Raw genomic sequence first — 23,939 nt, forward strand, 5'->3', positions numbered from 1 at the left:
TCAGTGTTCCTCGGGTGGCCTGTCCCTCCCGTGGGTGACGGCCCGACGACGACAGCGTTCCCACTCGCCGGGTGGCTCGTGGAGAACGCCGAGGAGGAGATTTGAACTCCTGAGTCCGTGAGGACAGTTGCTCTCGAAGCAACCGCCTTGGCCAGGCTAGGCTACCTCGGCTCACCCCAAGGTACCGCGGTCGATTGTTTGTAGGTTTCGATTGCGTCCGGTCACCGCGGTGCCGCGTTCGTCCCGTCCCACGTGATGTCTCCCTCGACCGCCAACTTCTCCAGATGGCACACGACCGTCGCTCGCGCGAGGTCGCGGACGCCGGTCAGGTCCTTCTCGTAGGCGGCGTCGAGAATCTCGTCGAGTGTACTCGCGCCGCCGCGGACGGCCGCGCGGACCGCTATCTCCCGGTCGAGGCGGTGGTCGATGAGTCGTTCGAGCGTCGCCCGTGGGTCCTCGATGACGGGGCCGTGGCCCGGATACATCGGCCGGTGACACGCCGCGTGGAGGCGGCGCAGGCTGGTCAGGTACGCGCGCATGTCGCCCTCGGGCGCGCCGACGACGAGGCTCCCGGCCGCGACCGCGAGATCGCCGACCACCGCGCCGCCCGCACACTCGAAGGCGACGTGTTCGGGCGCGTGGCCGGGCGTGTACCGGACCGTGACCGCCCTGTCGCCCGTCTCGATGGTCGTCCCCTCCCGGAACGTCCGGTCGGGCGTCACGCCCGTCGCGGTGACGAACTCGTCGGTGCGGCCGGCGAGTGCCCACACCGTCGCGTCGTGTGTGTCGGCGTAGTGTTCGACCGCGGCCACGTGGTCGGGATGGTGGTGTGTCACCGCGACGTGTGCGACCGACGTGTCCGCGAGGGCGTCGTCGAGGTCGTCGGTCCGGGCTGCAGGGTCGACGAGAAGCGCGTCGTCGCGACCGAGTTGGTACGCGTTCGTCGTCCCACCGGGACCGCGGGTTGGCGTTTCGACTGGAACGCGAGTGACGTGCATACACGCCCCGAGGGATGCCCCGAAGAAAGGTCCGGTGGTCAGCTACTGAGGTAGTAGACCTGCTTGCGCGCGTCGTGGAAACTGTACCGCGACCCCACGAGGTCCGACTCTTCGAGGCGGTTCAACGCGTACCGGACCGTCCGGTCGGGCAGCAGCGACTCCTCGGCCAGTTGTCCCTGTGACAGCGGTGCCTCCCCCTCCAGTACCTTCGCGACCAGTTTCGCGCTCGGCGGCAACTCCCGGAGACGGTCACGGAACTCCGGGTCTGCGAGTGGATTGTCGTCCGCCTCTTCCTGCCGCGCGCGCTCCTCGGGCGTCGTACTCATACCGACGTATCACCCGAGGATACTGGTAAAACTTGGCTATATGGGTGTCCAAACAATACGAAGAATCATGTGTGTATTATGCGACCTTATACAAAGCCGGGTGACACAATTTGCCGGTACCGACAGTCTCCCTCAGTCCAGTGGTTGTCCGGCAGACGACCACGGTATCCGGCAGAACCCCTCTCTCTCTATACAGTAACTGTCCGGCTGACACGACGACGTGGGGAAGCAGAGCGGCGGGTGGAACGCGCCCGGTTCGCGGGGGTTTCCAGTACCGTTTTATTCCCCCGGTGTGCGTCACGGGACATAGCGTGAAGGGACAGGAGTGGTATCAGGCGGACGACATCGCACAAGAGTACGACGACAAGCGGTTCTCGAAGGGGGGCCGCCTCATCGACCAGCGCGAGAAGCGGGCCGTCCTCGACGCCGTCGGCCCCGTCGAAGACCGTGATGTCCTCGAAATCGCGTGCGGGACCGGACGGTTCACCACTATGCTCGCAGAGCGCGGTGCCGATGTCGTCGGCCTCGACATCTCCGGCCCGATGCTCCAGCAGGGCCGCGAGCGGGCGCGCGACGCTGGGGTAGCCGACCACTTGGAGTTCATGCGCGGCGACGCGGGTCGCCTGCCGTTCCCGGACGACAGTTTCGACACCATCGTGGCGATGCGCTTTTTCCACCTCGCGGACCAACCCGCGTCGTTCCTCAGCGAGATGCGCCGCGTGTCCCGTGAACAGGTCTTCTTCGACACGTTCAATCGGTACACCACGCGGTCGTTGTACACGTGGGCACTCCCGATGGGGTCGCGGCTCTACTCGAAGGCGGAGGTCAACCGCCTGCTCGACAGCGCCGACCTCGAACTCGCGGGTGCCGAACACGACTTCGCGCTCCCGTACGGCCTGTACCGACAGACGCCCAACCGCCTCGCCAGCCTGATTCGCGACCTCGACACGGCAGTGGTGCGTTCGCCCCTCGGGAAGTACCTCGCGTCCGTCTCCTACTGGAACACGCAGGTGCCCTGACGGCGGCCCCGCTGTAGTACGCCGCGGGCTTTTTAATGACCGGGCGGCGTATCGGTGGTATGCGCCTTTCGGTGGTCGTCCCGACGCTCAACGCCCGCGACAAACTTGTGGGCTGTCTGGACGCACTCACCGACCACGCCCCCGACGCCGAAATCGTCGTCGTCAACGGGCCGTCGGCCGACGGGACGACCGGCATGGTGCGGGACCGCTCGGACGTGGACGTCCTCGTCGAAGTCGCGGACCGTCGAATCAACGTCGCCCGCAACGCCGGCATCGACCGCGCGACGGGCGATGTCGTCGCGCTCCTCAACTACGACCTCACCGTCACCGACGGGTGGCGTGACGCCCTCCTCACCGGCATCGACCGTGCGGACGTGGTGACGGGGCCGACGCTCCAAGAACTCGACACGGGCGTCGCCACGGAGGAGCCCGAATCGCGGATCATCAAGGGCCGGACCGTCTCCTACTTCAACGGGGACAACGTCGCGTTCACTCGAGAGACGCTCGACGCGCTCGACGGTTTCGACGAGTACCTCCACACCGGCGGCGCGCGCGACGCCGCCCACCGGCTCGCCGGGATGGACCGGACCGTCGACTGGAACAGCGACATGTGTGCCCGCCGCGAGTACAGTGCCGACGGCGGCGTCACGGACCGTGACTGGGAGCGGCGGTACCGCTCGCTCGCCTACCGCCTCGCGAAGAATTACGGGGTCCGTCCGACCGTTCTCCGTCGTCTCCTCACCCACGGCGTCAGCGACGCCGCGGGCGCGCTCCGGGACGTGGCAACCGGCTCCGCCCGCCCGTCGAGTTGGCTCGGCAACGGCCGTGACGTGCTGTCGGGGATGGGTCGCGGGCTGAAAGACGGTGCCCGCGCCCGCCTCGACGACCGGACCCCCCGTCGAAACCCCGAGGGTTGCTCCGCCCGCACCGACCGCGCCGTGGCTGTCTATACCGACTAACCACCTTTTTCGTCGTCGGGTCGCCGGAGGCGACCACTCACACCAGAAATCGGAGATTTCTGGTTTGCTCACGAGACGCGGTGCGTCTCGTGAACCTCGAAAAACGTGGGCGAAAAACTGCTGAACTCGCGGCACCGCCGCGAGTTCAGTGAACCGCGCGCCAACGGCGCGCGGATGCTCGACCGCTCACTCCCCGCCGGCGGGTCCCAACTCCGCGACGACCCGCGAGGGGTTCTTGGAGAACACCTTCCGCATCGCGTCCTCCGTCACGTCCAACGTCAGTATCTCCATGACGGCGGCGTTCGGGTGGGAGGCCGGCGCGCCGCTCCCGAACAGGACCCGGTCGGGGTGTTCCCTGATGGCCTGCTCCAGCAGGTCACGGAAGGGGACGAAACTCGTGTCGAGGAAACACGCCTCGTGACTGCCCAACAGCGCGATGCCGTCGGCCATCAACTCGCGGTTCAGGGGGTAGCCCCCGAAGTGTTCGAGCACCACCGGGAACCCGCGCCCCAGCAGGTGTTCGGCCACGGCCGCGGGCGGGAACCGCTCGCCGGTGTGGACCACGACCGGCAGTCCCGCGTCGGCCAACTGGTCGAGAACGGCCTCGTCCGGCAGGCCGTCGACCGCAGGATGGAGTTTGAACCCCGCGAACCGGTCGTCGTAGGCGTACTGCTCCACGTCGGCGGGCGAGGTGTGAAACTCCTCGCGCTTGGAGGTGAGGTTACGGAGGCGGGCACCGGCTCCCGTCCCCGGGTCGCGCGCGCCGGTGACGCGGGCGAACGCGACGAACGGGCGTTCGACGCACATCCGTGCGACGCCGTTGTTGGCCTTGAGGTACCCGTTTTCGCGTGGACCGGAGACGACCACCGCGCGGACGACACCGGCTTGGTGCATCTCGCGCTCGATGGCCTCCGGGTCGCCGGCACCGCCTCTCCGCCGACGGGCCGCGTCCGGTTCGAGCCGCGTGTGGATGTCGGCCACGCGGAACCCGTGTTCCAACTCCAACATCTGTCCATTCCATCGAACGGTTCGGTTATAACCGTTGTTGCAGGGTCGCGAGCCGACAAGCACGCCGTCGCGTGTCAGCACAGCCGAACCCGGTGCCCTCTCTTAGTTTCCGTTAGCAAGCTTTATATAGAACCGCTGACCATCTTTTACTGACTATGTCTCAACAGCGACGGATGGGCGGCCAGCCCATGTTCATTCTCAGCGAGGATTCCCAGCGGACAGAAGGGAAAGACGCACAGACATCCAACATCGCCGCCGGGAAGGCCATCTCCGAGTCCGTCCGGACGACGCTCGGCCCGCGCGGGATGGACAAGATGCTCGTTTCGGACTCCGGCGATGTTGTCATCACGAACGACGGCGCGACCATCCTCGACGAGATGGACATCGAGCACCCGGCGGCCCAGATGATCGTCGAAGTCGCCCAGACCCAAGAGGACGAAGTGGGCGACGGGACGACGACGGCCTCCGTACTCGCGGGCGAACTCCTCAAGCAGGCCGAGGACCTGCTCGACGACGACGTACACCCGACGACCATCGTCGAGGGGTATCACGGGGCCGCGGAACTCGCACAGGAGGCCATCGTCGCCGAGACGCTCGATGCGGATGTCGACGAGGACACGCTCCGGAAGGTCGCCGAGTCCTCCATGACCGGCAAGGGGACCGGCGATGTCGCCGCCGCCGACCTCGCCGAAACCGTCGTCGGTGCCGTCCAGCACGTCGACACCGACGCGGGCGTCGTCCGAGACAACATCACCGTCCGCTCCCAGACCGGCGGCTCCTCCTCCGCGACGGAACTGGTCCAGGGCGTCATCGTGGACGAGGAACCCGCCCACGAGAACATGCCCCGGACCGTCGACGACGCCACCATCGCCGTCGTCGACAACGACGTCGACCTCAAGGAGTCGAGCATCGACGCCGAGTACAACATCACCGATGTCGACCAACTCGACCAGGCCATCGCGGCCGAGGAAGAGGAACTGCGGGGCTACGTCGACGCCATCGAGAACGTCGGCGCGACGGTCCTGTTCGTCACCGGCGACATCGCCGACCGCGCCGCGGCCTTCCTCGCCAAGCGCGGCATCCTCGCCTTCGAGAGTGTCGGCGACGACGACGCTAAATCCGTCGCCTCCGCGACCGGCGCGTCCCGCGCCGGGTCCGTCGAGGACCTCGAAGAAGCCGACCTCGGGTCGGCCGACACCGTCAGCGTCGAGAAGTTCGGCGACGACGAACTCGCCTTCGTCGAGGGCGGCGCGGCGGCCGACGCCGTCACCGTCTTCGCCCGCGGCGGGACCGAACACGTCACCGACGAACTCGAACGCGCGCTGAACGACGCCCTTGACGTCGTGACCGCCGCACTCGACGAGGGTGGCGTCGTCCCCGGTGCCGGCGCGACCGAAATCGCCGTCGCCGCACACATCCGCGACGAGGCGGCGAGCATCGAGGGCCGCAAGCAGTTGGCCGTCGAAGCGTTCGCCGACGCCGTCGACGTTCTCCCGCGCACCCTCGCGGAGAACACGGGCATGGACCCCATCGACGCGCTGGTCGACCTCCGCTCCGAGTACGAGAGCGAGGACCGCGCCGGCGTCATCTCCGAGGGCCAGACCGGCATCATCGGCGAGCCGCTGGACTACGGCGTCCTCGACCCCGCGGCAGTCAAGCGCGAGGCCGTCGAGTCCGCGACCGAGGCCGCGACGATGATCGTCCGCATCGACGACGTCATCGCTGCGGAATAACCGGCCGAGGCTGTGTTCCGCAGCGAGCAGCAGCCGAGTAATCGGGTACGTCGCCGGATGGACCTGCGGTCAGCGGCGACTTGCTGCGGAGTAATCGAATCCGTGCGTCGGGGTGTCGCAAGGCGACCGTGCGATGTGGTGCGAGTGACTGCGGCCCCTCACTGTGGTCCCCACTGACTCTGCTTCGGGCGGCCACTGTAGAAACGAAGACAGCTACATCGCTTTGGGTGCCGCCGGGCAAACGACGACTGGACGGACGGTTTCACTCAACGACCCTGTTGACGGCGGTGATGTTGTGGTGTGTCCGCACCGAACCCCGACGCAGCGTGCGCGCTGGTGAGTCGCACGTGGTCAACCGGGACACGCACTCCTTCTGTTTCACCCGTCGTAGCGTCCAATACCTGCGTACAGCCCGTAGACGACGCTGAACCTCCGTATTTTTAGGCCCGCCTAAGATTCGTAAGAGATTTACATGCTTTAGGTAGACCTAAAAATATGGAGCAGACGAGACGAAACTGGCTACGAACGGCATCGGCCGCAGTCGCGGGCGTCGCGCTCTCCGGCTGTGCAGCACTGAACGGCGGCGAAAATGGGGGAGCATCGACACAGGTGGACGCAAGCGCGACGGATATCGGTGTGGTCTCCGAGTGGAACGCCATTCGGACGCGACTGCGGGACCCGGTTATTTTGGGCCACGCCGGAGAGTTCGCCGCCGGAGCGACTGTCGTCGGCGATATTTTCGAGCGGTTCGAGACTGCCTCCGGGCAACACAACGCTCACGAGGCCCTCGAAGAGACCAGCGAGGAGAGCTACGAGGGGTTCGAGGACGCACTCGGAACCCTTCGGACAGAACTCGAAGCCGAGAACCTCGACGGTGCCCACGACGCGATGAAGACGGCCGACGGACACCTCAAGGAGGCACAGACTGCGAAGACGAACGAGCAGACGGTCAAGCAACTGTCGATGCTCGTCATGGGGACACACGCCGAGGACGCAGCACTGCTGGTCGCACTCGGGGTCGACGACGACGCCGAGCACGAAATGTCTAAAATTGGAGACAAGTTCGAGGAGAAACACTACGAGATGGTCGCCGAGGTAGACGAAGCGGCAGCGGACCAGTTCGTCGACGCGATGGACCGTGCCGCCGAGAACGTCGGAGCAGACTCCGAGGCGTCCATCAGCGCGGCACACGAGGCATTCGGTGCGGCAACGCAAGGATTGCACGCGCTCGCGGGCGATTCGGTCGCAGGTGCCGGACACATGGCCGCGCTGCAGGCCCGTGGCTGGGACGGTGCGGCACTCGGCCGCCTCGGCGGCCCCTCACAGTCTTACGCTCATGCGGCGGCACTGAACGACTACAGGGCGACCGCACGGGACGCACAGTGGCTCTACGAGGCTGGAAACGAGGCGGCTGCTGGGGCACTCGTCCAGCGGGCACTCGGACGGTTCGAGACAGCTAGTGCCCACGACCCGCTTGAAGAAGCCAACCACGATGCGTACGAATCATTCGAGGGCGGACTTGAAACGCTCAGTGGTGCCATCGAGAACGGCGAAGACGCCGGCGTGACCGAGGCCGTCGGGACAGTCGAAGACGGCGTCAGAAGCGGTATCACAGCTCTCGCGTCGGATGACCAGTCTGCCTTGCTCGAAGCAGGGTACACCAAGACGAGAATCGAAGATGCATACGAGCGGTATCAACGCGGCGCGCCCGGGCGGGCGGCGGAAATCGCTCAGAACGTGTTCGCGGACTTCGAGGCCGACGCCAGTGGCTTTCACGAGACACTCGAAGAGACCGACGGGGAACTTTACGAGACGTTCGAGGACGAACACCTGACGGCCCTCATCGAAGCCTTCCAGAACGAGAACGATGAGGCGGCCACGACTCACGTCGAAGGCATCCGCGACACACTCCTAAGCTTCGAGACGGCACTAGGGTCACGGCCGGTCGTCAGCGGCGTCGAGAGCGGGTACATCACTGCACGCCTTCGGGACGCCGTCGTGCTGGACCAACTCGGAGCGACGGAGCGTGCCCAGACGGTCGCGACGGAGGCATTCGGTCACTTCGAGGCCGGTGCGGGTGGCTTCCACGAGGCAATCGAGGAGGCAGACCACGAGACCTACGAAGCCTTCGAGGGGGCAGTAGAGAGCCTCCAGAACAGCCTCGGGACCGACGGCGCGACGGACGCACTGGAGACCGCTACTGCGCGTGCGACCGACGCCGGGTACGCCGTGGTCGCGGCGGGAAGCGGGGGGTCCGGCGGAACACAGTTCGTCCAGAACGTCTTCGCGCACTTCGAGAACGCGGCCGTCCACGACATGCTCGAAGCGGCTGATACCGACGCCTACGAGTCCTACGAGGCGGCACTTGACTCGTACGTCGAGACGCTTGACTCCGGCGGCGACGTACAGACGGCTGCTGGCCAGTACGCCGACGCGACCCTGCAAGCGCAGTTCGCCGTCGCCGGCGCGCCCGATGAGGCACCGGTCGAGGCGAACGCTGAAAGTGGCCAGGGTACGACCGAGACGGAGCTCGAAGGTGGGCCAAACGTCGTCGAGGGCGTTCCCGACGATGCCGACCACGTGGTCGACATGACCGCAGTAGCGTTCGAACCCGAGGAAATCACCATTTCGCAGGGAGATACTGTCGCGTGGAAACACGTCGGCGGCGAAGCGCACAATGTGGTGGCGTACGAAGACGAGATTCCTGCCGACGCCGACTACTGGGCCTCCGGCGGGTTCGGCTCAGAGGAAGCCGCCCGTGAGGGCTGGGAGAACGGCGAGGGTGCCGTTCAGTCCGGTGAGGCCTACGTGAAGACGTTCGAGACGACCGGTACGCACGGGTACTTCTGTACGCCACACGAGGCGGCCGGCATGGTCGGTACTGTCGTCGTCGAGTAAGCATCGGCTAAACAGCCACCGTCCCCGGGATTCAATTCCGTCGGTATCGTGGCCTCATACATGAGCCAGTTTAGAGCCGAGTCGTTGCCCGAGACGAAGGTGGGGAACGTACTGGAACGACGCGACGAGACGCTAGCCGTCGCCGAATCCTGTACCGGTGGATTGGTCGCGTCGCTCGTGACGGACGTACCTGGGTCGAGCGACTACTTCGACCGTTCGTACGTGACCTACACCGCCGAGGCGAAACGACAGGTTCTGGGTGTCACCAGTGAGGCACTCGACGCCAACGGTGCGGTGTCCGAACCGGTCGGCCGGCAGATGGCACAGGCGGCCCGCGACATCGCCGATACGACGTGGGGACTCTCGACGACTGGCGTTGCCGGCCCCGAGCGTGACAGTGCTGACCACCCAGTCGGAACCGTCTTCATCGGCGTCGCGCACGCCGGCCGAGAGAACGGTACCGATGTGACGGCCGTCGAGCACTATCGGTTCCAGGGTTCGCGGGTCGAGGTCAAAGAACACATCGCCCGCCAAGCACTTTCGATGCTGCTTGACCGGGTTGAGGGGCGGGACTAGTCGGTACCGATTGTGACCGTATCGCCCACGTCGACGCCGAACGCCTCGTCCCCGCGGCCCCGGTTGACGGCGAGTTCGACGTTACCGTGGCTCCCGACGGTGACGAGTTGCTCCCCGGCGTCGACGGCGGCGTAGTACCTGCGTGTGGGCGCGCTCTCGCCGTCGACTGTGACCGTCCCGCCGAACGCGTCCACGAGTACGTCGCCCGGGACGTTCGTGACGGCGTTGCCGAACCCGTCGACGACCAACACCTCCCCCGTCGCCGCGTCGTCCGCGACAGTCGCCTCGGGGAACGTGCGGTCAACCACGTCGTCCGTCGGGGTGAACTCGGCGCGTTCGTGGAACGCGCCGACGCCGGCCTCGTGGACCCGCGCGGCGGCGGGCGCGAACACGTCCCGGCCGTGGAACGTCGCACTGTCCGGGTCCTCGACCGTAATCTCGAACGCCTCCACCTCGGCCTCGCCGGCGAGTTCGCGGGCTACCGGTCGGAGGACGCCGTTGTCCGGGCCGACGAGGGCGTGGTCGCCCGCCCGCACGGCGAGGGCGGCGCGGTCGGTACCGACGCCGGGGTCGACGACGACGAGGTGGACGGCGGGCGGGAAGTACGGCAGGACTTCCCGGAGCCAGAACGCGGCCGCCCGCACGTCCTGCCGGGGGAAATCGTGCGCAACGTCCACGAGTCGAGTGTCCGTCCGCTGGAGGATGGCACCCTTCATCGCCGCGGGGTACGGCGACCCGAAGTCAGAACTCAGCGTCAACATGTCAGTCCTCGCCGCCGACGTCGTCGCTCGCGACCGCCCGGAGACGCTCGACCCCGTCGACTTCTTCGACGACGGAGACGACTTCCGCGGGGACCAGATGCGTCCAGTCCTCCCCGGCTATCATGCGCCGACGTATCTTCGACCCCTTGAGGTCGTCGCGTTTGTACATCTCCGACTGGCGGACCTCGATGCCGGCCTCTTCGAGGAGGCGGACGACCAGTGGGTTGTTCGAGAAGGCCACGTCGAAGTCGGGTGACATCGACTTCACGTGGCTGACCCAGACGGAGTTGCGCTCGATGTCCTCGATGGGGACGACGTAGGTGCGGGTGTCGACGTGTTCGAGAACTCTGGAGAGCATCATGATTCGCTCCCCGGCAGTGAACGGATTGCGAACGGTGTGGGAGGCGTCGGCACTCCCGATGCCGACGACGAGTTCGTCGACGGCCTCGGCAATCCGCGCGACCATCTCGTCGTGGCCGTCGTGGAACGGTTGGAAGCGACCGATGTAGAACCCCCGTGTCATACATCAACCTACGTCACCAGTTTGATAAAGCCGACGAGTCTCCCCGGCGTCTCCAGATTCCGTCTGACGGGACGCTGTCGTGCGGTTTCCCGACGTTTCAGGGGGGCGAGGGGGGAGAAAGTATATCAGTCGACAGCCCTTCGGTTCTGACAGTAGCAACGGTTCTATGAGCAACGATACGGACACAGACGACGACCCCAACGAGGGGGTGCGAGACCCGATCGACGACGCCACGGCCGACGAGGTCGAGGCCCCTGGTGAGTCGGGCGACGGCGTCCCCGACGACCCGGACACGGGCGACGACCCGACGGTCCCCGAGGGGAGCGACGGCTCCATCGACGACCTCGGGAGCGAAGTCGAAATACAGGCAGACGTAAACGAGGACGCGGAGGACGACCTGTTGGGCGGCCTCGAAATCCAGTCCACAGAGGACATCGAAGTCCCCGACCGACTCGTCGACCAAGTCATCGGGCAGGACCACGCGAGAGACGTGGTAAAGAAAGCGGCCAAGCAACGCCGCCACGTCATGATGATCGGCTCTCCCGGGACCGGGAAGTCGATGCTGGCGAAGGCGATGAGCCAACTCCTCCCGAAAGAGGAGCTACAGGACGTTCTCGTCTACCACAACCCCGACGACGGCAACGAGCCGAAGGTCCGGACGGTCCCGGCCGGGAAGGGCGACCAGATAGTCGAGGCCCACAAGGAGGAGGCCCGCAAGCGCAACCAGATGCGGAGCTTCCTGATGTGGATTATCATCGCCATCGTCATCGGCTACTCGCTGCTCATCGTCCAGCAACCGCTGCTGGGCATCCTCGCGGCGGGTGTCATCTACCTCGCCTTCCGCTACGGCTCGCGGGGCAACGACGCGATGATTCCGAACCTGCTGGTCAACCACGCCGACCAGAAGACCGCCCCGTTCGAGGACGCGACCGGTGCCCACGCCGGCGCGCTGCTGGGCGACGTTCGCCACGACCCGTTCCAGTCCGGCGGCATGGAGACGCCCAGCCACGACCGGGTGGAGCCGGGTGCCATCCACAAGGCCAACAAGGGCGTGCTGTTCGTCGACGAAATCAACACGCTCGACATCCGCAGCCAGCAGAAGCTGATGACGGCCATTCAGGAGGGTAAGTTCTCCATCACGGGCCAGTCCGAGCGCTCCTCGGGCGCGATGGTCCAGACAGAACCGGTCCCCTGTGACTTCATCATGATAGCCGCGGGGAACCTCGACGCGATGGAGAACATGCACCCCGCGCTCCGGAGCCGTATCAAGGGCTACGGATACGAGGTGTACATGGACGACACCATCGACGACACGCCGGAGATGCGCCGGAAGTACGCCCGCTTCATCGCCCAAGAGGTCGAGAAAGACGGCCGGCTGCCGCACTTCTCTGCCGACGCAGTTCAGGAGCTCATCCTCGAAGCCCAGCGCCGCGCCGGGCGGAAGGAACACCTCACCCTGAAGCTCCGTGACCTCGGTGGGCTGGTCCGCGTCGCGGGCGACATCGCACGCGCAGAGGACAAGGAGTTCACCGAGCGCGAGGACGTGCTCGAAGCCAAGCGTCGGTCCCGGTCCATCGAGCAACAGCTCGCGGACAACTACATCGACCGGCGCAAGGACTACGAACTCACCGTCGCCTCGGGCGACGTGGTGGGCCGCGTCAACGGGCTGGCCGTGATGGGCGAGGACTCCGGTATCGTCCTCCCCGTGATGGCCGAGGTGACGCCCTCGCAAGGCCCGGGCGAGGTCATCGCCACCGGCCAACTGAAAGAGATGGCACAGGAGGCAGTCCAGAACGTCTCGGCCATCATCAAGAAGTTCAGCGACGAGGACATTACGGAACGGGACGTCCACATCCAGTTCGTGCAGGCCGGTGAGGGCGGTGTCGACGGCGACTCGGCCTCGATTACGGTCGCCACCGCCGTCATCTCCGCGCTGGAGAACGTCCCCGTCGAGCAGAACCTCGCCATGACCGGGTCGCTGTCGGTCCGTGGCGACGTGCTGCCCGTCGGCGGCGTGACCCACAAAATCGAAGCCGCCGCGAAGTCCGGGCTCGACACGGTCATCATCCCGGCCGCCAACGAGCAGGACGTGATGATAGAGGAGGAGTACGAGGAGATGATCGAAATCATCCCCGTCTCCCACATCAGCGAAGTGCTGGAAGTCGCCCTCGCGGGCGAACCCGAGAAGGACTCGCTGGTGGACCGCCTGAAGAACATCACCGGCAAGGCGCTGGAACAGCGCGAAGTCGGCCGCTCGGGCGGCAGTCCGAGCCCCCAGTAAGCCGTGCCGCAGTGGGGACTGTTCGTCGGCCTGACCGGCGTCGTCCTCACGCTCTTACTGCTGCTCGCTCGTGCCTCACAGACGGTCGTCCGTTCCGACGGCCGGGCGGACGCGGACCCGACCCCCCGCCCCGCCAGCGGGACGGCCGACGACACCCACCGACTCGAACACCCAGACCCGACGGCGGCGGTCGGTGCCGAGGACCTACAGGCCCCGCCGCCGGCACACGAGACGGTCGCCGGTGACCACGGCACGCTCTCGCCGGGCGCGTTGCTGGCGAACGTCGCGCTGACGCAGGGGCTGTTCGGCGGCCTCCTGCTGGCGGCCGCGTGGTACACGGAGATGCCGCTACGCGCGTTCGGCGTCACGGCCGCCCCGCTGAGTACCGGCCTCCCGGCACTGGGCGTCGGGGTGGCACTGGGCATCACGTTGTACGCCGCGAACGAAATCGGCGCGGCGAGTGCCGACGCGATAGGCGTCGAGTACGACGAGCGCCTGCGGTCGATGCTCTCGCCCGACACCACCCGTGGCTGGCTGACGCTCCTGTTGGTCGTCCTCCCCATCGTCGCCGGCGTCGAGGAGTTCATCTTCCGGGCGGCCGTCGTCGGGGCGACGACGGCCGGGTTCGCCGTCTCGCCGTGGGCGATGGCCGTCGTCTCGTCGCTCGCGTTCGCGCTGGGGCACGGCGCGCAGGGCCGGGTCGGTATCGTCGTCACCGGGTCGCTCGGGTTCGTCCTCGCCGGTGCGTTTATCCTCACCGGCAGTTTTCTGGTCGTGTTCGTCGCCCACTACCTCGTGAACGCGTTGGAGTTCGTCGTTCACGAACTGCTCGGCATCGAATGGGGCGACTAGAGTCCCTCGACCCGCCGGAGCGTCTGTTCCACGTCGGGGGGTGCCCCACTGGGACCGTTCCGAACGCGGTGGTCCGGTACCAACAGTGGTGCGGGGTTCTCGGCGAGTGCCTCTCGGACGAGTCGTCGGTCGTCCGCGTCGTCGGCGTCCAGTCCGGGCGTCATCCGCGTCAGTTCCTCGACGCCGACACTCGTGCCGTAGGGAATCTCCCGGACCGTCTCCAACACACCCCGCCGGTCGGTCGGGAGGGTGAGAGCGACGGTCACGTCGTCGAAGCCGTCCTCGACGCCCTCGACGTACGCCTCGATGCGGTCGAGCAGTTCGTGGGCGTCTTCGGCGTCGTCCTCGGGCACCTCGGGGAAGGACACGGAGATGACGCGGCCCTGTGCGACGCCGAGCTGGACGTACCGGTCGAGTGCCGGCATCTCGCGGGCGAAGATTCCGGCCACGCCGCTGTCACTGGTCATGTACAGAGCAACGGCCGTCTAGCTCTTGAACGTTAGTTGCCCACGTGACGCAAGTCTTATGTGCAAATGAGTTCGTTAATGTACAGTAATGGACGCTAGTGAGGATATCGCCCCGGCGGTCGCGTCGATACTCGCGGCGGCCCGCGAGCGTGGCGGCGGCGACGAGCGCGTCTCGGTCGACGCGCGGTCGCTCCCCGACGCCTTCGCGGCCGCCGAAGCCGACGGGCGCGTGCCGATGATAGTGGAGGTCAAGCCGACGAGTCCGACCACCGAGGGCGAACGCGACGACGACCCCGTCGCACTCGCCGAGGAGATGGTCGCCGGTGGCGCGGCGGCACTGTCGGTGCTGACCGAACCCGAACACTTCGGCGGCTCACCCGAGGCACTGGCACGGATTCGGGCGGCCGTCGACGTGCCGGTTCTACGGAAGGATTTCCTCCTGCGCGAGGCGCAACTGGACACCGTCGAGGCGGACGTGGTCCTGCTCATCGCGCGGTTCCTGCAGGACGAGGACGCCGACGACCTCTCGACGATGCTCGCGGCGGCGCGTGAACGCGGGTTTCAGGTCCTCGTGGAGGTCCACGACGGCGCGGAACTCCAGCAGGCACTTGACGCCGGAGCCGCAATCGTGGGTGTGAACAACCGCGACCTCGCGCAACTGGACGTGGACCTCGGGACCTTCGAGTCGGTGGCACCCGGCGCGCCAGCGGACGTGACGCTCCTCGCAGAGAGTGGCATCTCGACTGTCGGGGACGTGCGGCGGATGCGGGACGCCGGAGCCGACGGTCTGCTGGTCGGCAGTGCCATCATGGACGGGGACGTACGGGCGAACACGGCGCGGTTGACGAACGCGGAGGGCAACTCATGAGCGACACACAATCGGGGAAGTTCGGAGAGTACGGCGGGCAGTACGTGCCGGAGGCACTGATGCCCGCCATCGAGGAACTGACGGACGCGTACGAGCGGTACGTGCTGAACAACGAGGACGGCTTCGTGGACGAGTTCCGCGAGCGACTGCGGGACTTCGGGGGCCGCCCCCTCCCGCTCCAGTACGCCGACCAACTCTCGGCGCGTTACGATACGGACGTGTACCTCAAGCGCGAGGACCTGCTCCACGGCGGGGCACACAAGTTGAACAACGCGCTCGGGCAAGTCCTGCTGGCGAAGTACATGGGCAAGGAGCGAATCATCGCCGAGACGGGTGCGGGCCAACACGGCACCGCGACGGCGATGGCCGCCGCCCATCTGGACATGCCCTGTGAAATCTACATGGGCGAGACGGACATCAACCGCCAGCGGCCCAACGTCTTCCGGATGCGCATCAACGGTGCGGAAGTCAACCCCGTGACGGTCGGCCGTGGAACGCTGAAGGAGGCCATCAGCGAGACGATGCGGGACTGGGCGACCACCGTCGAGAACACCCACTACGTCATCGGGTCCATCGTCGGCCCGCACCCGTTCCCGGTGATGGTCCGTGACTTCCACTCTGTCATCTCCGAGGAGGCCCGCGAGCAGGTACAGGAACAGACCGGCCGTCTGCCCGACTCCGTCATCGCCTGTGCCGGTGGGGGGTCGAACACGATGGGTGCCTTCCACAACTTCGTCGGCGACGACGACGTGGACCTGTTCGCCGTCGAGGCCGGTGGCTCGTCGCTCTCGGTCGACGAAACGGAGGGCGTCGCGCCCAACTCCGCGTCGCTCTCGACCGGCGACGAGGGTGTCCTCCACGGTGCGCGGACCAAACTCCTGCAGGACTCGGACGGCCAAATCATGGAGTCCCACAGCGTCTCGGCGGGACTGGACTACGCGGGCGTCGGCCCGGAACTCGCACACCTCGTCGACGAGGGGCGGGTCACGCCCGTCAACGTCGACGACGACACCGCGCTCGAAGCGTTCCACCGCCTCTCGCAGGACGAGGGTATCATCCCCGCGCTGGAGACGGCCCACGCGTTCGGCTACCTCGAAGAGGACCACGAGGACGTGGGCGACGTGACCATCGTCAACGTCTCCGGCCGGGGCGACAAGGACCTCGAAACGGTCATCGAGGAGACGGCACAGCGTGACCTCGAGACGGCAGTCGACATGAGCGTCTTCGACGGCATGCACGGGGGGATGTGAGTGGCGAACAACGACCGACTCGGCGCGGTGTTCGAGCGGGACGAACCTGCCTTCGTCCCGTACCTCGCGGCCGGTGACCCCGACTACGACGCCTCGAAGGCCTACGTCGAGGCACTCGCACGCGGCGGTGCCGATGTCATCGAACTCGGCCTCCCGTTCTCGGAACCTATCGCCGAGGGGCCGACGATTCAGGGGGCCATCGTCCGCGCACTGGAGGGTGGCATGACCCCCGACCGCTACTTCCAGTTCGTCGAGGAACTGGACGTGGACGTGCCCCTCGTGTGCATGACCTACTACAACCTGATTTACCAGTACGGGCAGAGCGAGGCTTCAGCCTCGAATGCGAGCGGTGAAACCGCGAGCGAGCGGGGGCCGGGGCCGTTCGTCCGGCGGGCTGCCGAGGCCGGACTGACGGGCTTCGTCGTTCCGGACCTGCCGGCCGAGGAGGCCGACCCGCTCCGGGCGGCCTGCGACGAGTTCGGCCTCGATTTGGTGTTCATCGTCGCGCCGACGACGGAAGAAGAGCGATTGGCACGGCTGATGGACCTGACCTCCGGGTACGTCTACGTGCAGGCCCGCCTCGGCGTCACTGGGGCGCGTGACGACGTGAGCGACCAGACGGCGGGGAGCCTCGGACGACTCGACGACTGGGACGTTCCCAAGGCCGTCGGGTTCGGCATCAAGACTGGCGACCACGCCGAGCGCATCGTCGCGGCCGGTGCGGATGGCGTCATCGTCGGGTCGGCACTGGTCGACATCGTCGCAGAGGGCCACGAGAACGGCGATGCGGTCGAGGCGGTGGCGGACCGACTGGCGGCGAAGGCGCGGGAACTGAAAGCGGGCGCGCTCGACGGCTGGGAGCGGCGACGCGAGGACCACGCCGTCGCCACCGACGAGGGGTAAGCTATTTTCGCCGGGCGGGCGCGGGCCAGTACATGACCGTCGGCCGTCTGCTCGGGTACGCGCTCTTGGGTTTGGTGGACGCCATAGTCCCGGCGTTGGTGTTCGCCTCGGTGGTACACGAGATCGGCCTGTTCGTCGGGGCACTGTCGGGTCTGTGGCCCGTCCTCGCCGCCGCCGGGGTCGCGCTCGCGCTGGGGTCGGTCGTCGGCTTCGTCGCGGCGATGCGCGGGGAGAGGCCGTTCCCGCTGACACGCGCGGCCCGGCGGGTCTGGCAGCGGTACCTGTGGCGTATTTGAGGCCGTCCCGTCGGTCATCCCCCGTCGCTGGGACTGGCCACAACCGGAACACAAATAACCGTCTCTTGCTACAGACTTCCATACTATGAGCACGGGGACATCGGCGCGTTTGGAGCGAATCGGGACAGGAGGGCAGTACCTCGTCGTCCCGATGGACCACGGCATCACACTGGGCGCGGTCACCGGCCTGCAGGACATCGAGTCGACCATCGACGCCATCACGCGCGGCGGGGCCGACGCGGTGTTGACCCAGAAAGGCATCGCATCGCGAGTCCACGACAACAAGAACGGCGCGGGCTACATCGTCCACCTCAACGGGTCGACGGCCATCGGCCCGGACGAGAACGACAAGCGACGCACCGGCACCGTCGAGGACGCCATCCGCGTCGGTGCCGACGCCGTCTCCTTCCACATCAACGTCGGGAGCCAGTACGAACGCGAACAGATAGCCGACCTCGCCGAGGTCACGAGCGAGGCCGAGAAGTACGGGATGCCGGTTCTCGCCATGACCTACGCGCGCGGCCCGGACATCGACACCGAGGACTCCGAGGCGTTCGCGGACGCGCTCGCCCACGCCGTCCGACTGGGCGAGGAACTCGGCGCGGACGTGGTGAAAACGTCCTACAGCGGTGACCCGGACACGTTCGAGCGGGTCGTGGAGGCAACGTCGCTGCCCGTCGTCATCGCCGGCGGGTCGAAAGGGACCGACGAGGAGACACTGGAGATGGTCCGCGGGGCGATGGACGCCGGGGCGGCCGGTGTCTCGATGGGCCGCTCTATCTTCCAGCACGACGACCCCGAGGCCATCACGGCGGGCGTCGCCGCGGTCATCCACGACGACGCCACCGCCGAAGAGGCCGCCCGCGAGGCCGGACTGCCGGTTGAGGCCTGAGCGCGGCCGACGCGACGGCGCGGACTGTTCGACGGGTTCGAACGACCCGACGCGGGCGAGCGGACCCGTCCGAACGACCGTGGTCCGAGAGTAATGTTTCGTCTTTGCCGACCGGGGAGCGTCCGCCATATTCAAGCCCGGTGGCACCGACCGGGTTCACATGACACGTTCCGTATGGCTGAAAGCCGACGACGAAGTCGGCGACTGGGAGGCGCGCAAGCGTCGCATCACAGCGGGGCTGGAAGCGGGTGTCGACTGGGTGCTGGTCGACGACCGAGACGTCGAGCGAGTGCGCGAACTCGGACAGGTCAACATCGCGGCGTTCCGCAACGGCGACGTACACGTCATGGAGGCGGAAGCCGACGAGAGCGACGCCGACGCCGCCGTCGTCGGCAAGGATGGCGAGGGCGACGGCACCGTCGACCTCCCGGCGGACTTCTCGGGGTCGGCTGACCTCTCGACGCTCCGGGCGGACGGCGACGGGACGCAGGGCGGGTACGTCCGCATCCTGAACGAGAGTTACGAGGCCTTCGCGGAAGCGGTCGCCGACGAAGCCGAGTACACCATCGTCATCGGCGAGGACTGGCAGATAATCCCCTTGGAGAACCTCATCGCGCGTATCGGCGAGGAGACGGACCTCATCGCGGGCGTCCAGACCGCAGCGGAGGCACGGACCGCCTTCGAGACGCTGGAACTGGGTGCCGACGGCGTCCTGCTCGACACGGACGACCCGGACGAGATACGCGAGACGGTGGCGGTCCGCGACGAGACCCAACGCGAGTCAATCGACCTCCAAGAGGCAGAGATTACGGCCATCGAACAGACCGGGTCCGCCGACCGCGTCTGCGTCGACACGGGCAACCTCATGGACCACGACGAGGGGATGCTCGTCGGGTCGATGAGCCGCGGGCTCTTCTTCGTCCACGCCGAAACCGCGGAGTCGCCCTACGTCGCCTCCCGGCCGTTCCGGGTCAACGCCGGCGCGGTCCACGCCTACGTCCGCACGCCCGGCGGCGAGACGAAGTACCTCTCGGAACTGTCGAGCGGCGACGAGGTACAGGTCGTCGACTTGGACGGCAACACCCGCGAGGCCATCGTCGGCCGCGTGAAGATAGAGAAGCGGCCGATGTTCCGGGTGCAGGCCGAAACCGAATCCGGGGACCGCATCGAGACGCTGCTGCAGAACGCCGAGACGATCAAAGTCGCCAGCGAGGGCGGCCGCAAGGCGGTCACGGACCTCGAAGTCGGTGACCGAATCAAGGTCTACTACGAAGACACTGCCCGGCACTTCGGCGAGGCAGTCGACGAGAGCATCATCGAGAAGTAACGACACTTTGGGGCTCGGGAGGTGTAATCACTAAAGGGTTCGCGGGCCGCAGGCTTTTGCCGCTCCGAAACGACGTTCGGTTGATGTCACAGCCGACAGGAGCCGAACGATCAGCACCGGACGTGTCCGCAGACGCGGACTGGAACCGCACGTACGTCGACGGGGAGTGGCGCGGCCCCGGCGACGGCGAGACAATCGCCGTAACCGACCCCTCCACGCGTGAGGAGTGGACGCGGGTCCCCGCCGGGACCGTCGCAGACGTCGACGACGCCTACGCCGCGGCGAGTCGGGCACAGGAGCGGTGGGCCGAGAAGCCACCCGAACGACGGGCGACGCTCCTTCGGGACGTACTCGCACTGCTCGAAGAGTACGAGGACGAACTGACGGACCTACTCGTCACCGAATCGGGGAGCGCGCCGCTGAAGAGCAACGTCGAACTCTCGACGGCCCGTGACGACGTGTCCGAGGCCGCGACGTTCCCGTTCCGCGCCGGTGGCGACGTACGCGAGTCCGACATCGCGGGCAAGGAGAACCTCGTCAAGCGCGAACCGGCCGGCGTCGTCGCCGTCATCCCGCCGTGGAACTTCCCGCTACACCTCTCGATTCGCGCAGTCGCACCGGCAGTCGCCCTCGGCAACGGCGTGGTCATCAAGCCCGCCTCCGAGACGCCCGTGACCAGCGGCCTCGTCATCGCCCGCCTGTTCGAGATGGCGGGCGCGCCGTCGGGGCTGGTCAACGTCGTCACCGGTCGCGGCTCGGACATCGGGGACCGCGTGGCCGGCCACCCCGACGTGGACGTGGTGGCTTTTACCGGTTCGACGCCGGTGGGCAAACGGGTCGCAAAGCAGGCCGTCGACTCGCTGGCGTTCCCGGCGATGGAACTCGGCGGGAACGCACCCAACGTCGTGCTGGACGACGCGGACCTCGACAACGCGATTTCGGGGAGCGCGTTCGGGTCGTTCTCCCATCAGGGGCAGGTGTGTATCTCCATCAACCGCCACCTCGTCCACGAGGACGTCTACGACGAGTACGTCGAAGGGTTGGTGGAGAAAGCCGAGATGGTGCCGACCGGGAGTGCCCACAGCCAAGCCACCATCGTCGGTCCCATCGTCAACGAGTCCCAGCGCGAGGAGATACTCGACTACGTCGAGCGGACCGTCGAAGCCGGAGCGACGCTGGAGACCGGCGGCGAGACGGTCGAACTCGACGGTGTCGAGGACTCGCTGGTCGTCGCGCCGACGGTCCTCTCGGGCGTGGACAACGACATGGCCGCGGCCTGTAACGAACACTTCGGCCCTGTCGCGCCGGTTATCCCCGTCTCCTCGGACGAGGAGGCCATCGAACTGGCCAACGACACGGAGTACGGACTGGCGGCGTCGGTTTGGTCGGGTGACCGCAATCGCGCGGAGGACGTGGCCGACGCTATCGACGCGGGGATGGTCCACATCAACGACCAGCCGATTCACGAGGAGCCGAACGTCCCCTTCGGTGGGATGAAGGCCTCGGGTATCGGCCGGTTCCACGGCGACGCCATCATGCGTGAACTGACCGAGGAGAAGTGGATATCGGTCCAGCGGGAACAGCGGACGTTCCCGTTCTAGGCGTCGCGGTCGTTCGTTGGCCGGAGGGGAGCAGTACACCAGTGACAGAAATCGAGGTCCTCGTCCACGTCCCGGCCGCAGTCGGGACACGTCGTCCCCGCGGCTTCCTGCCGGTGTCGCTCGTTCGCTCGGCTGGCTTGCCAGTAAGCGTCGACAGTACTCGCACCCGTGACTACGCCGAGTGCCAGCGTCGTCGTCAGCGGCAGGGTACTCGCCATCTGTGAGAGGGAATCGAGTGTCACCGTCTCGGGCACGGCCGACGGCGGTATCAGGAGCGACGCCGTCAGCAGAGCCAGCCCGAACCACAGCAGTGAGCGTGCCCACTCCCGGAGGTAGACGTGTCCGAGCCCCGGATAAGCCAGAGCCAGCAGTGCCGCGAGCCACGGCCGCTTGCGCGCCGTCCGTTGCACGCCCGTGAGATGTATGACAACCGGTTTCAACCTTGTGTTTCGCCCGTCTCATCCGACGAGAGGGTCGTTACCAGCCGTCTGAGAGTCGCGAGGTCGTACTGACCGGGTGCCGTGGCGTCGGCAGGGTCCACCGGCGCGTAGCCGATTTTCGAGCCGTACACCGGCGCGACGGCACGGGAGTGGCGACCCACCTCCCCCATCGACATCGTGGCGACGGCGTCGCCCCCCTTCGTCGAGGCGCGGGTCGCCGCGAGCAACTCCAGTACGTCGTCCTCGTCGGCCGCGGTGACGGCGAGTTTCCCCACGTCACCGTGCCGACAGGCCTGGTCGAGGAGTTGGCGCAGTTCGGGTGCGGGTGGTGTCCCGTCGAAGTCGTGTGCCGAGACGACCGTCGCGACGCCGTGGTCGCTGGCACGGTCCAGCACGAACCGCGCGTCCTCGTCCGCGACGGCGGCGAGTTCCACGTCGACTGCTTCGACCGCCTCGTACTCGCAGGCGGTACAGAGCGTGTCGAGGCGTCGCTCGTCGTCTTCGGCCTCGCCGCCCTCCCACGCGGCGCGGTTGGTGGCGAGTATCGGCAGTTCCCCGTCGTAGTCCGCCAGTGCGGCGAGTGGCTCCTCGGCGAGGTCCATCCTGAACTCGATAGCGTCGGCGTGTTCGCGGGCCGCCGGTTCCTCGCCGAGATCGGCCGTGCTCGCCGCGAGCACGAACGACTCGAAGTCCATACCGCAATTCCGACGAGTCCCGACAAAAACCTGTCTTACTGGACCGCGGCGACTAGGTTCGTCACGAACCCGACGTACAGCACGAGTTGCCAGACGACACTGGCCATGGCACCGCATCCACGGACAGTGTGAAAAGTTCCCCACCGTCACGGCAGGTTCGTGCCCGGTGACCTACCCCTCGAATGGCTCGTGGGTCACGACGTACCTGTCGTCTGTGGGGTCGTCGCGCTCGCACACGTCGGCGACGGTGTAGAAGCGGACCTGCCGCTCGCGTTTCGTGACGACAGGGAAGTCGTAGTACTCGGCTTCGTAGGCCGGTTCGTCGCCGGCCGCCCGGCGCTGTGCGACGAACTCGCGGTGGGCCGCCAGTCGGGTCGCAGTCCGCTCGTCGGCCAGTGCCGGTACCTCGTCGACGGTTCCCCCGAAGGCCGCCCGGAATCCCTCGTCGAGTTCGTAGCCCACGGAGTCGCGGGCGGCGACCATCGCCGCCGCCGTGGTCGTCCCAGTCCCCCAGAACGGGTCGAGTACGGTGTCACCGTACGTCGAGAACATCCGTATCAGGCGGAGTGGGACTTCGAGCGGGAAGGCACCCGACCGTTCGCGGGCGACACTGCCATCGCCGCCGAGCCGTTGGTCCTCGCCGGGGATTTCCCAGAGGTCCGAGAACCACTCGTTGCGTTCCTCCCAGAAGTACGCGCTCTCGTATCGCTGGTCGTCGCCGGGTGGGTACCGCCGGGTCGACCCGTTCCGGAAGAGCAGCACGTGCTCGTGTTCCAGCGTCGGGTAGGCGTTGGGCGGGAGCGTCCCCGACCCCATGAACTTCGTGGGACTGTTGGTCGGCTTGCGCCAGAGGAGACCCGGCAGCGAGGAGAGGCCACGCTCGCGGAGGCGGCGTACGACCTCTGCGTGGTTGGGCCACAGGCGGAACTCACCGTCGACGGACCGGGTGGCGTCCCCGACGTTGACACAGGCGATGCCGCCCTGCCGGAGAACCCGGACGACCTCTGCCCACACGGTGTCCAGCACGTCGTGCATCGCCTCGAAGGCACGCTCGCCGTCGTCCGCGTCGAGGGCCTCGCCGATGGCCGGGTCGAGACCGGTGAAGGTGTCGTCCCACTGCTCGATGAGCGGGTATGGCGGTGACGTGACGACGAGGTCGACGCTGTCGTCGTCGAGGGCGGCCATCTCCCGGGCGTCGCCGACGACGACCCGGTGCTCTGTCTGCATGCGACGGTCCACGGACGGCCGCCTCTAGAGGGTTACGAC

General features: G+C 67.0%; 23 protein-coding genes and 1 tRNA gene. 14 read left to right on the top strand and 10 right to left on the bottom strand.

The window, feature by feature from the left end:
* Positions 1-86: 86 nt before the first annotated feature.
* The 3 genes from MUG95_RS11500 to MUG95_RS11510 all read right to left on the bottom strand — a co-directional run bounded on the left by MUG95_RS11500 (position 87) and on the right by MUG95_RS11510 (position 1,324).
* Positions 87-171 (bottom strand) — tRNA-Ser (locus MUG95_RS11500).
* Positions 172-221: 50 nt separating this feature from the next.
* Complete coding sequence (locus tag MUG95_RS11505) at positions 222-998, bottom strand: MBL fold metallo-hydrolase (protein WP_247007532.1); 777 nt, start codon at positions 996-998, stop codon at positions 222-224.
* Between the two features lie 38 nt (positions 999-1,036).
* Positions 1,037-1,324, bottom strand: coding sequence for a MarR family transcriptional regulator (locus MUG95_RS11510; protein ID WP_247007543.1), 288 nt, complete (start codon positions 1,322-1,324; stop codon positions 1,037-1,039).
* Positions 1,325-1,635: 311 nt separating this feature from the next.
* Between MUG95_RS11510 and MUG95_RS11515 the strand changes: the two genes are divergently transcribed.
* Positions 1,636-2,343 (top strand): class I SAM-dependent methyltransferase, encoded by a 708-nt coding sequence (locus tag MUG95_RS11515; protein WP_247007545.1) that lies wholly within the window; start codon positions 1,636-1,638, stop codon positions 2,341-2,343.
* Between the two features lie 59 nt (positions 2,344-2,402).
* Positions 2,403-3,302, top strand: coding sequence for a glycosyltransferase family 2 protein (locus tag MUG95_RS11520; RefSeq protein WP_247007546.1), 900 nt, complete (start codon positions 2,403-2,405; stop codon positions 3,300-3,302).
* Positions 3,303-3,488: 186 nt separating this feature from the next.
* On the opposite strand, the gene MUG95_RS11525 is transcribed toward MUG95_RS11520, so the two are convergent.
* Positions 3,489-4,310, bottom strand: coding sequence for an amidohydrolase family protein (locus MUG95_RS11525; RefSeq protein ID WP_247007554.1), 822 nt, complete (start codon positions 4,308-4,310; stop codon positions 3,489-3,491).
* Positions 4,311-4,483: 173 nt separating this feature from the next.
* On the opposite strand from MUG95_RS11525, the gene thsA reads away from it, so the two are divergent.
* The 3 genes from thsA to MUG95_RS11540 all read left to right on the top strand — a co-directional run bounded on the left by thsA (position 4,484) and on the right by MUG95_RS11540 (position 9,517).
* The gene (gene thsA, locus MUG95_RS11530) at positions 4,484-6,043 is read left to right on the top strand and encodes a thermosome subunit alpha (RefSeq protein WP_247010484.1); all 1,560 of its coding nucleotides are present in this window, start codon (positions 4,484-4,486) and stop codon (positions 6,041-6,043) included.
* A 495-nt stretch (positions 6,044-6,538) separates the two neighbouring features.
* Positions 6,539-8,941, top strand: a complete 2,403-nt coding sequence (locus MUG95_RS11535) for a DUF5059 domain-containing protein (RefSeq protein ID WP_247007561.1) — start codon at positions 6,539-6,541, stop codon at positions 8,939-8,941.
* A 60-nt stretch (positions 8,942-9,001) separates the two neighbouring features.
* Entirely contained in the window at positions 9,002-9,517 is a 516-nt protein-coding gene (locus tag MUG95_RS11540) for a CinA family protein (protein WP_247007563.1), read from the top strand.
* Here MUG95_RS11540 and MUG95_RS11545 read toward each other — a convergent pair.
* Both MUG95_RS11545 and MUG95_RS11550 read right to left on the bottom strand, forming a co-directional pair.
* Positions 9,514-10,278: an SAM hydrolase/SAM-dependent halogenase family protein gene (locus MUG95_RS11545; protein WP_247007572.1), complete on the bottom strand. Its 765-nt coding sequence runs from the start codon at positions 10,276-10,278 to the stop codon at positions 9,514-9,516. The two genes, MUG95_RS11540 and MUG95_RS11545, sit on opposite strands and share 4 nt — an antisense overlap.
* Before the next feature lies 1 nt (position 10,279).
* Entirely contained in the window at positions 10,280-10,801 is a 522-nt protein-coding gene (locus tag MUG95_RS11550) for a nicotinamide-nucleotide adenylyltransferase (RefSeq protein WP_247007579.1), read from the bottom strand.
* Between the two features lie 166 nt (positions 10,802-10,967).
* Here MUG95_RS11550 and lonB point away from each other — a divergent pair, with 166 nt between their 5' ends.
* Together lonB and MUG95_RS11560 are read left to right on the top strand one after the other, a co-directional pair.
* Complete coding sequence (gene lonB / locus MUG95_RS11555) at positions 10,968-13,082, top strand: ATP-dependent protease LonB (RefSeq protein ID WP_247007590.1); 2,115 nt, start codon at positions 10,968-10,970, stop codon at positions 13,080-13,082.
* A 3-nt stretch (positions 13,083-13,085) separates the two neighbouring features.
* Positions 13,086-13,934, top strand: coding sequence for a CPBP family intramembrane glutamic endopeptidase (locus tag MUG95_RS11560; protein ID WP_247007592.1), 849 nt, complete (start codon positions 13,086-13,088; stop codon positions 13,932-13,934).
* Here MUG95_RS11560 and MUG95_RS11565 read toward each other — a convergent pair.
* Entirely contained in the window at positions 13,931-14,401 is a 471-nt protein-coding gene (locus MUG95_RS11565) for an MGMT family protein (protein ID WP_247007601.1), read from the bottom strand. The two genes, MUG95_RS11560 and MUG95_RS11565, sit on opposite strands and share 4 nt — an antisense overlap.
* A gap of 88 nt (positions 14,402-14,489) precedes the next feature.
* Between MUG95_RS11565 and trpC the strand changes: the two genes are divergently transcribed.
* The 7 genes from trpC (at position 14,490) to MUG95_RS11600 (ending at position 21,538) form a co-directional block, all read left to right on the top strand.
* Positions 14,490-15,269, top strand: coding sequence for an indole-3-glycerol phosphate synthase (trpC, locus tag MUG95_RS11570; RefSeq protein WP_247007603.1), 780 nt, complete (start codon positions 14,490-14,492; stop codon positions 15,267-15,269).
* Positions 15,266-16,519 carry a tryptophan synthase subunit beta gene (gene trpB, locus MUG95_RS11575; protein ID WP_247007611.1) on the top strand — a complete coding sequence of 418 codons (1,254 nt, stop codon included), beginning with the start codon at positions 15,266-15,268 and terminating at the stop codon, positions 16,517-16,519. The genes trpC and trpB overlap by 4 nt, the downstream gene beginning before the upstream one ends.
* Before the next feature lie 27 nt (positions 16,520-16,546).
* The gene (trpA, locus tag MUG95_RS11580; RefSeq protein ID WP_247010485.1) at positions 16,547-17,422 is read left to right on the top strand and encodes a tryptophan synthase subunit alpha; all 876 of its coding nucleotides are present in this window, start codon (positions 16,547-16,549) and stop codon (positions 17,420-17,422) included.
* Between the two features lie 32 nt (positions 17,423-17,454).
* On the top strand, positions 17,455-17,718 hold the full coding sequence (locus MUG95_RS11585) for a hypothetical protein (RefSeq protein ID WP_247007614.1): 264 nt from the start codon (positions 17,455-17,457) through the stop codon (positions 17,716-17,718).
* An 85-nt stretch (positions 17,719-17,803) separates the two neighbouring features.
* Positions 17,804-18,610: a 2-amino-3,7-dideoxy-D-threo-hept-6-ulosonate synthase gene (locus MUG95_RS11590; RefSeq protein ID WP_247007622.1), complete on the top strand. Its 807-nt coding sequence runs from the start codon at positions 17,804-17,806 to the stop codon at positions 18,608-18,610.
* A gap of 160 nt (positions 18,611-18,770) precedes the next feature.
* A complete protein-coding gene (locus tag MUG95_RS11595) occupies positions 18,771-19,937 on the top strand; it encodes a 3-dehydroquinate synthase II (protein ID WP_247007624.1) in 1,167 nt (388 codons plus the stop codon).
* A gap of 83 nt (positions 19,938-20,020) precedes the next feature.
* Entirely contained in the window at positions 20,021-21,538 is a 1,518-nt protein-coding gene (locus tag MUG95_RS11600; RefSeq protein ID WP_247007631.1) for an aldehyde dehydrogenase family protein, read from the top strand.
* Here the strand turns inward: MUG95_RS11600 and MUG95_RS11605 are convergent.
* From MUG95_RS11605 to MUG95_RS11615, 3 genes are all read right to left on the bottom strand, one after another.
* On the bottom strand, positions 21,535-21,948 hold the full coding sequence (locus MUG95_RS11605) for a zinc ribbon domain-containing protein (protein WP_247007639.1): 414 nt from the start codon (positions 21,946-21,948) through the stop codon (positions 21,535-21,537). The genes MUG95_RS11600 and MUG95_RS11605 overlap by 4 nt on opposite strands.
* Positions 21,949-21,974: 26 nt before the next feature.
* The gene (locus tag MUG95_RS11610; protein ID WP_247007642.1) at positions 21,975-22,673 is read right to left on the bottom strand and encodes a type I 3-dehydroquinate dehydratase; all 699 of its coding nucleotides are present in this window, start codon (positions 22,671-22,673) and stop codon (positions 21,975-21,977) included.
* Between the two features lie 171 nt (positions 22,674-22,844).
* Complete coding sequence (locus tag MUG95_RS11615) at positions 22,845-23,900, bottom strand: DNA-methyltransferase (RefSeq protein WP_247007643.1); 1,056 nt, start codon at positions 23,898-23,900, stop codon at positions 22,845-22,847.
* Positions 23,901-23,939 lie beyond the last annotated feature (39 nt).

This window comes from Halorientalis litorea (assembly GCF_023028225.1).
In the GTDB taxonomy this organism is placed as follows: domain Archaea; phylum Halobacteriota; class Halobacteria; order Halobacteriales; family Haloarculaceae; genus Halorientalis; species Halorientalis litorea.

Coding starts and splice junctions, on each gene's coding strand:
- MUG95_RS11505 (WP_247007532.1), bottom strand. CDS start 998: ATGCACGTCACTCGCGTTCCAGTCGAAACGCCAACCCGCGGTCCCGGT.
- MUG95_RS11510 (WP_247007543.1), bottom strand. CDS start 1,324: ATGAGTACGACGCCCGAGGAGCGCGCGCGGCAGGAAGAGGCGGACGAC.
- MUG95_RS11520 (WP_247007546.1), top strand. CDS start 2,403: ATGCGCCTTTCGGTGGTCGTCCCGACGCTCAACGCCCGCGACAAACTT.
- MUG95_RS11525 (WP_247007554.1), bottom strand. CDS start 4,310: ATGTTGGAGTTGGAACACGGGTTCCGCGTGGCCGACATCCACACGCGG.
- thsA (WP_247010484.1), top strand. CDS start 4,484: ATGGGCGGCCAGCCCATGTTCATTCTCAGCGAGGATTCCCAGCGGACA.
- MUG95_RS11535 (WP_247007561.1), top strand. CDS start 6,539: ATGGAGCAGACGAGACGAAACTGGCTACGAACGGCATCGGCCGCAGTC.
- MUG95_RS11540 (WP_247007563.1), top strand. CDS start 9,002: ATGAGCCAGTTTAGAGCCGAGTCGTTGCCCGAGACGAAGGTGGGGAAC.
- MUG95_RS11545 (WP_247007572.1), bottom strand. CDS start 10,278: ATGTTGACGCTGAGTTCTGACTTCGGGTCGCCGTACCCCGCGGCGATG.
- MUG95_RS11550 (WP_247007579.1), bottom strand. CDS start 10,801: ATGACACGGGGGTTCTACATCGGTCGCTTCCAACCGTTCCACGACGGC.
- lonB (WP_247007590.1), top strand. CDS start 10,968: ATGAGCAACGATACGGACACAGACGACGACCCCAACGAGGGGGTGCGA.
- MUG95_RS11565 (WP_247007601.1), bottom strand. CDS start 14,401: ATGACCAGTGACAGCGGCGTGGCCGGAATCTTCGCCCGCGAGATGCCG.
- trpC (WP_247007603.1), top strand. CDS start 14,490: ATGGACGCTAGTGAGGATATCGCCCCGGCGGTCGCGTCGATACTCGCG.
- trpB (WP_247007611.1), top strand. CDS start 15,266: ATGAGCGACACACAATCGGGGAAGTTCGGAGAGTACGGCGGGCAGTAC.
- MUG95_RS11585 (WP_247007614.1), top strand. CDS start 17,455: ATGACCGTCGGCCGTCTGCTCGGGTACGCGCTCTTGGGTTTGGTGGAC.
- MUG95_RS11590 (WP_247007622.1), top strand. CDS start 17,804: ATGAGCACGGGGACATCGGCGCGTTTGGAGCGAATCGGGACAGGAGGG.
- MUG95_RS11595 (WP_247007624.1), top strand. CDS start 18,771: ATGACACGTTCCGTATGGCTGAAAGCCGACGACGAAGTCGGCGACTGG.
- MUG95_RS11600 (WP_247007631.1), top strand. CDS start 20,021: ATGTCACAGCCGACAGGAGCCGAACGATCAGCACCGGACGTGTCCGCA.
- MUG95_RS11610 (WP_247007642.1), bottom strand. CDS start 22,673: ATGGACTTCGAGTCGTTCGTGCTCGCGGCGAGCACGGCCGATCTCGGC.
- MUG95_RS11615 (WP_247007643.1), bottom strand. CDS start 23,900: ATGCAGACAGAGCACCGGGTCGTCGTCGGCGACGCCCGGGAGATGGCC.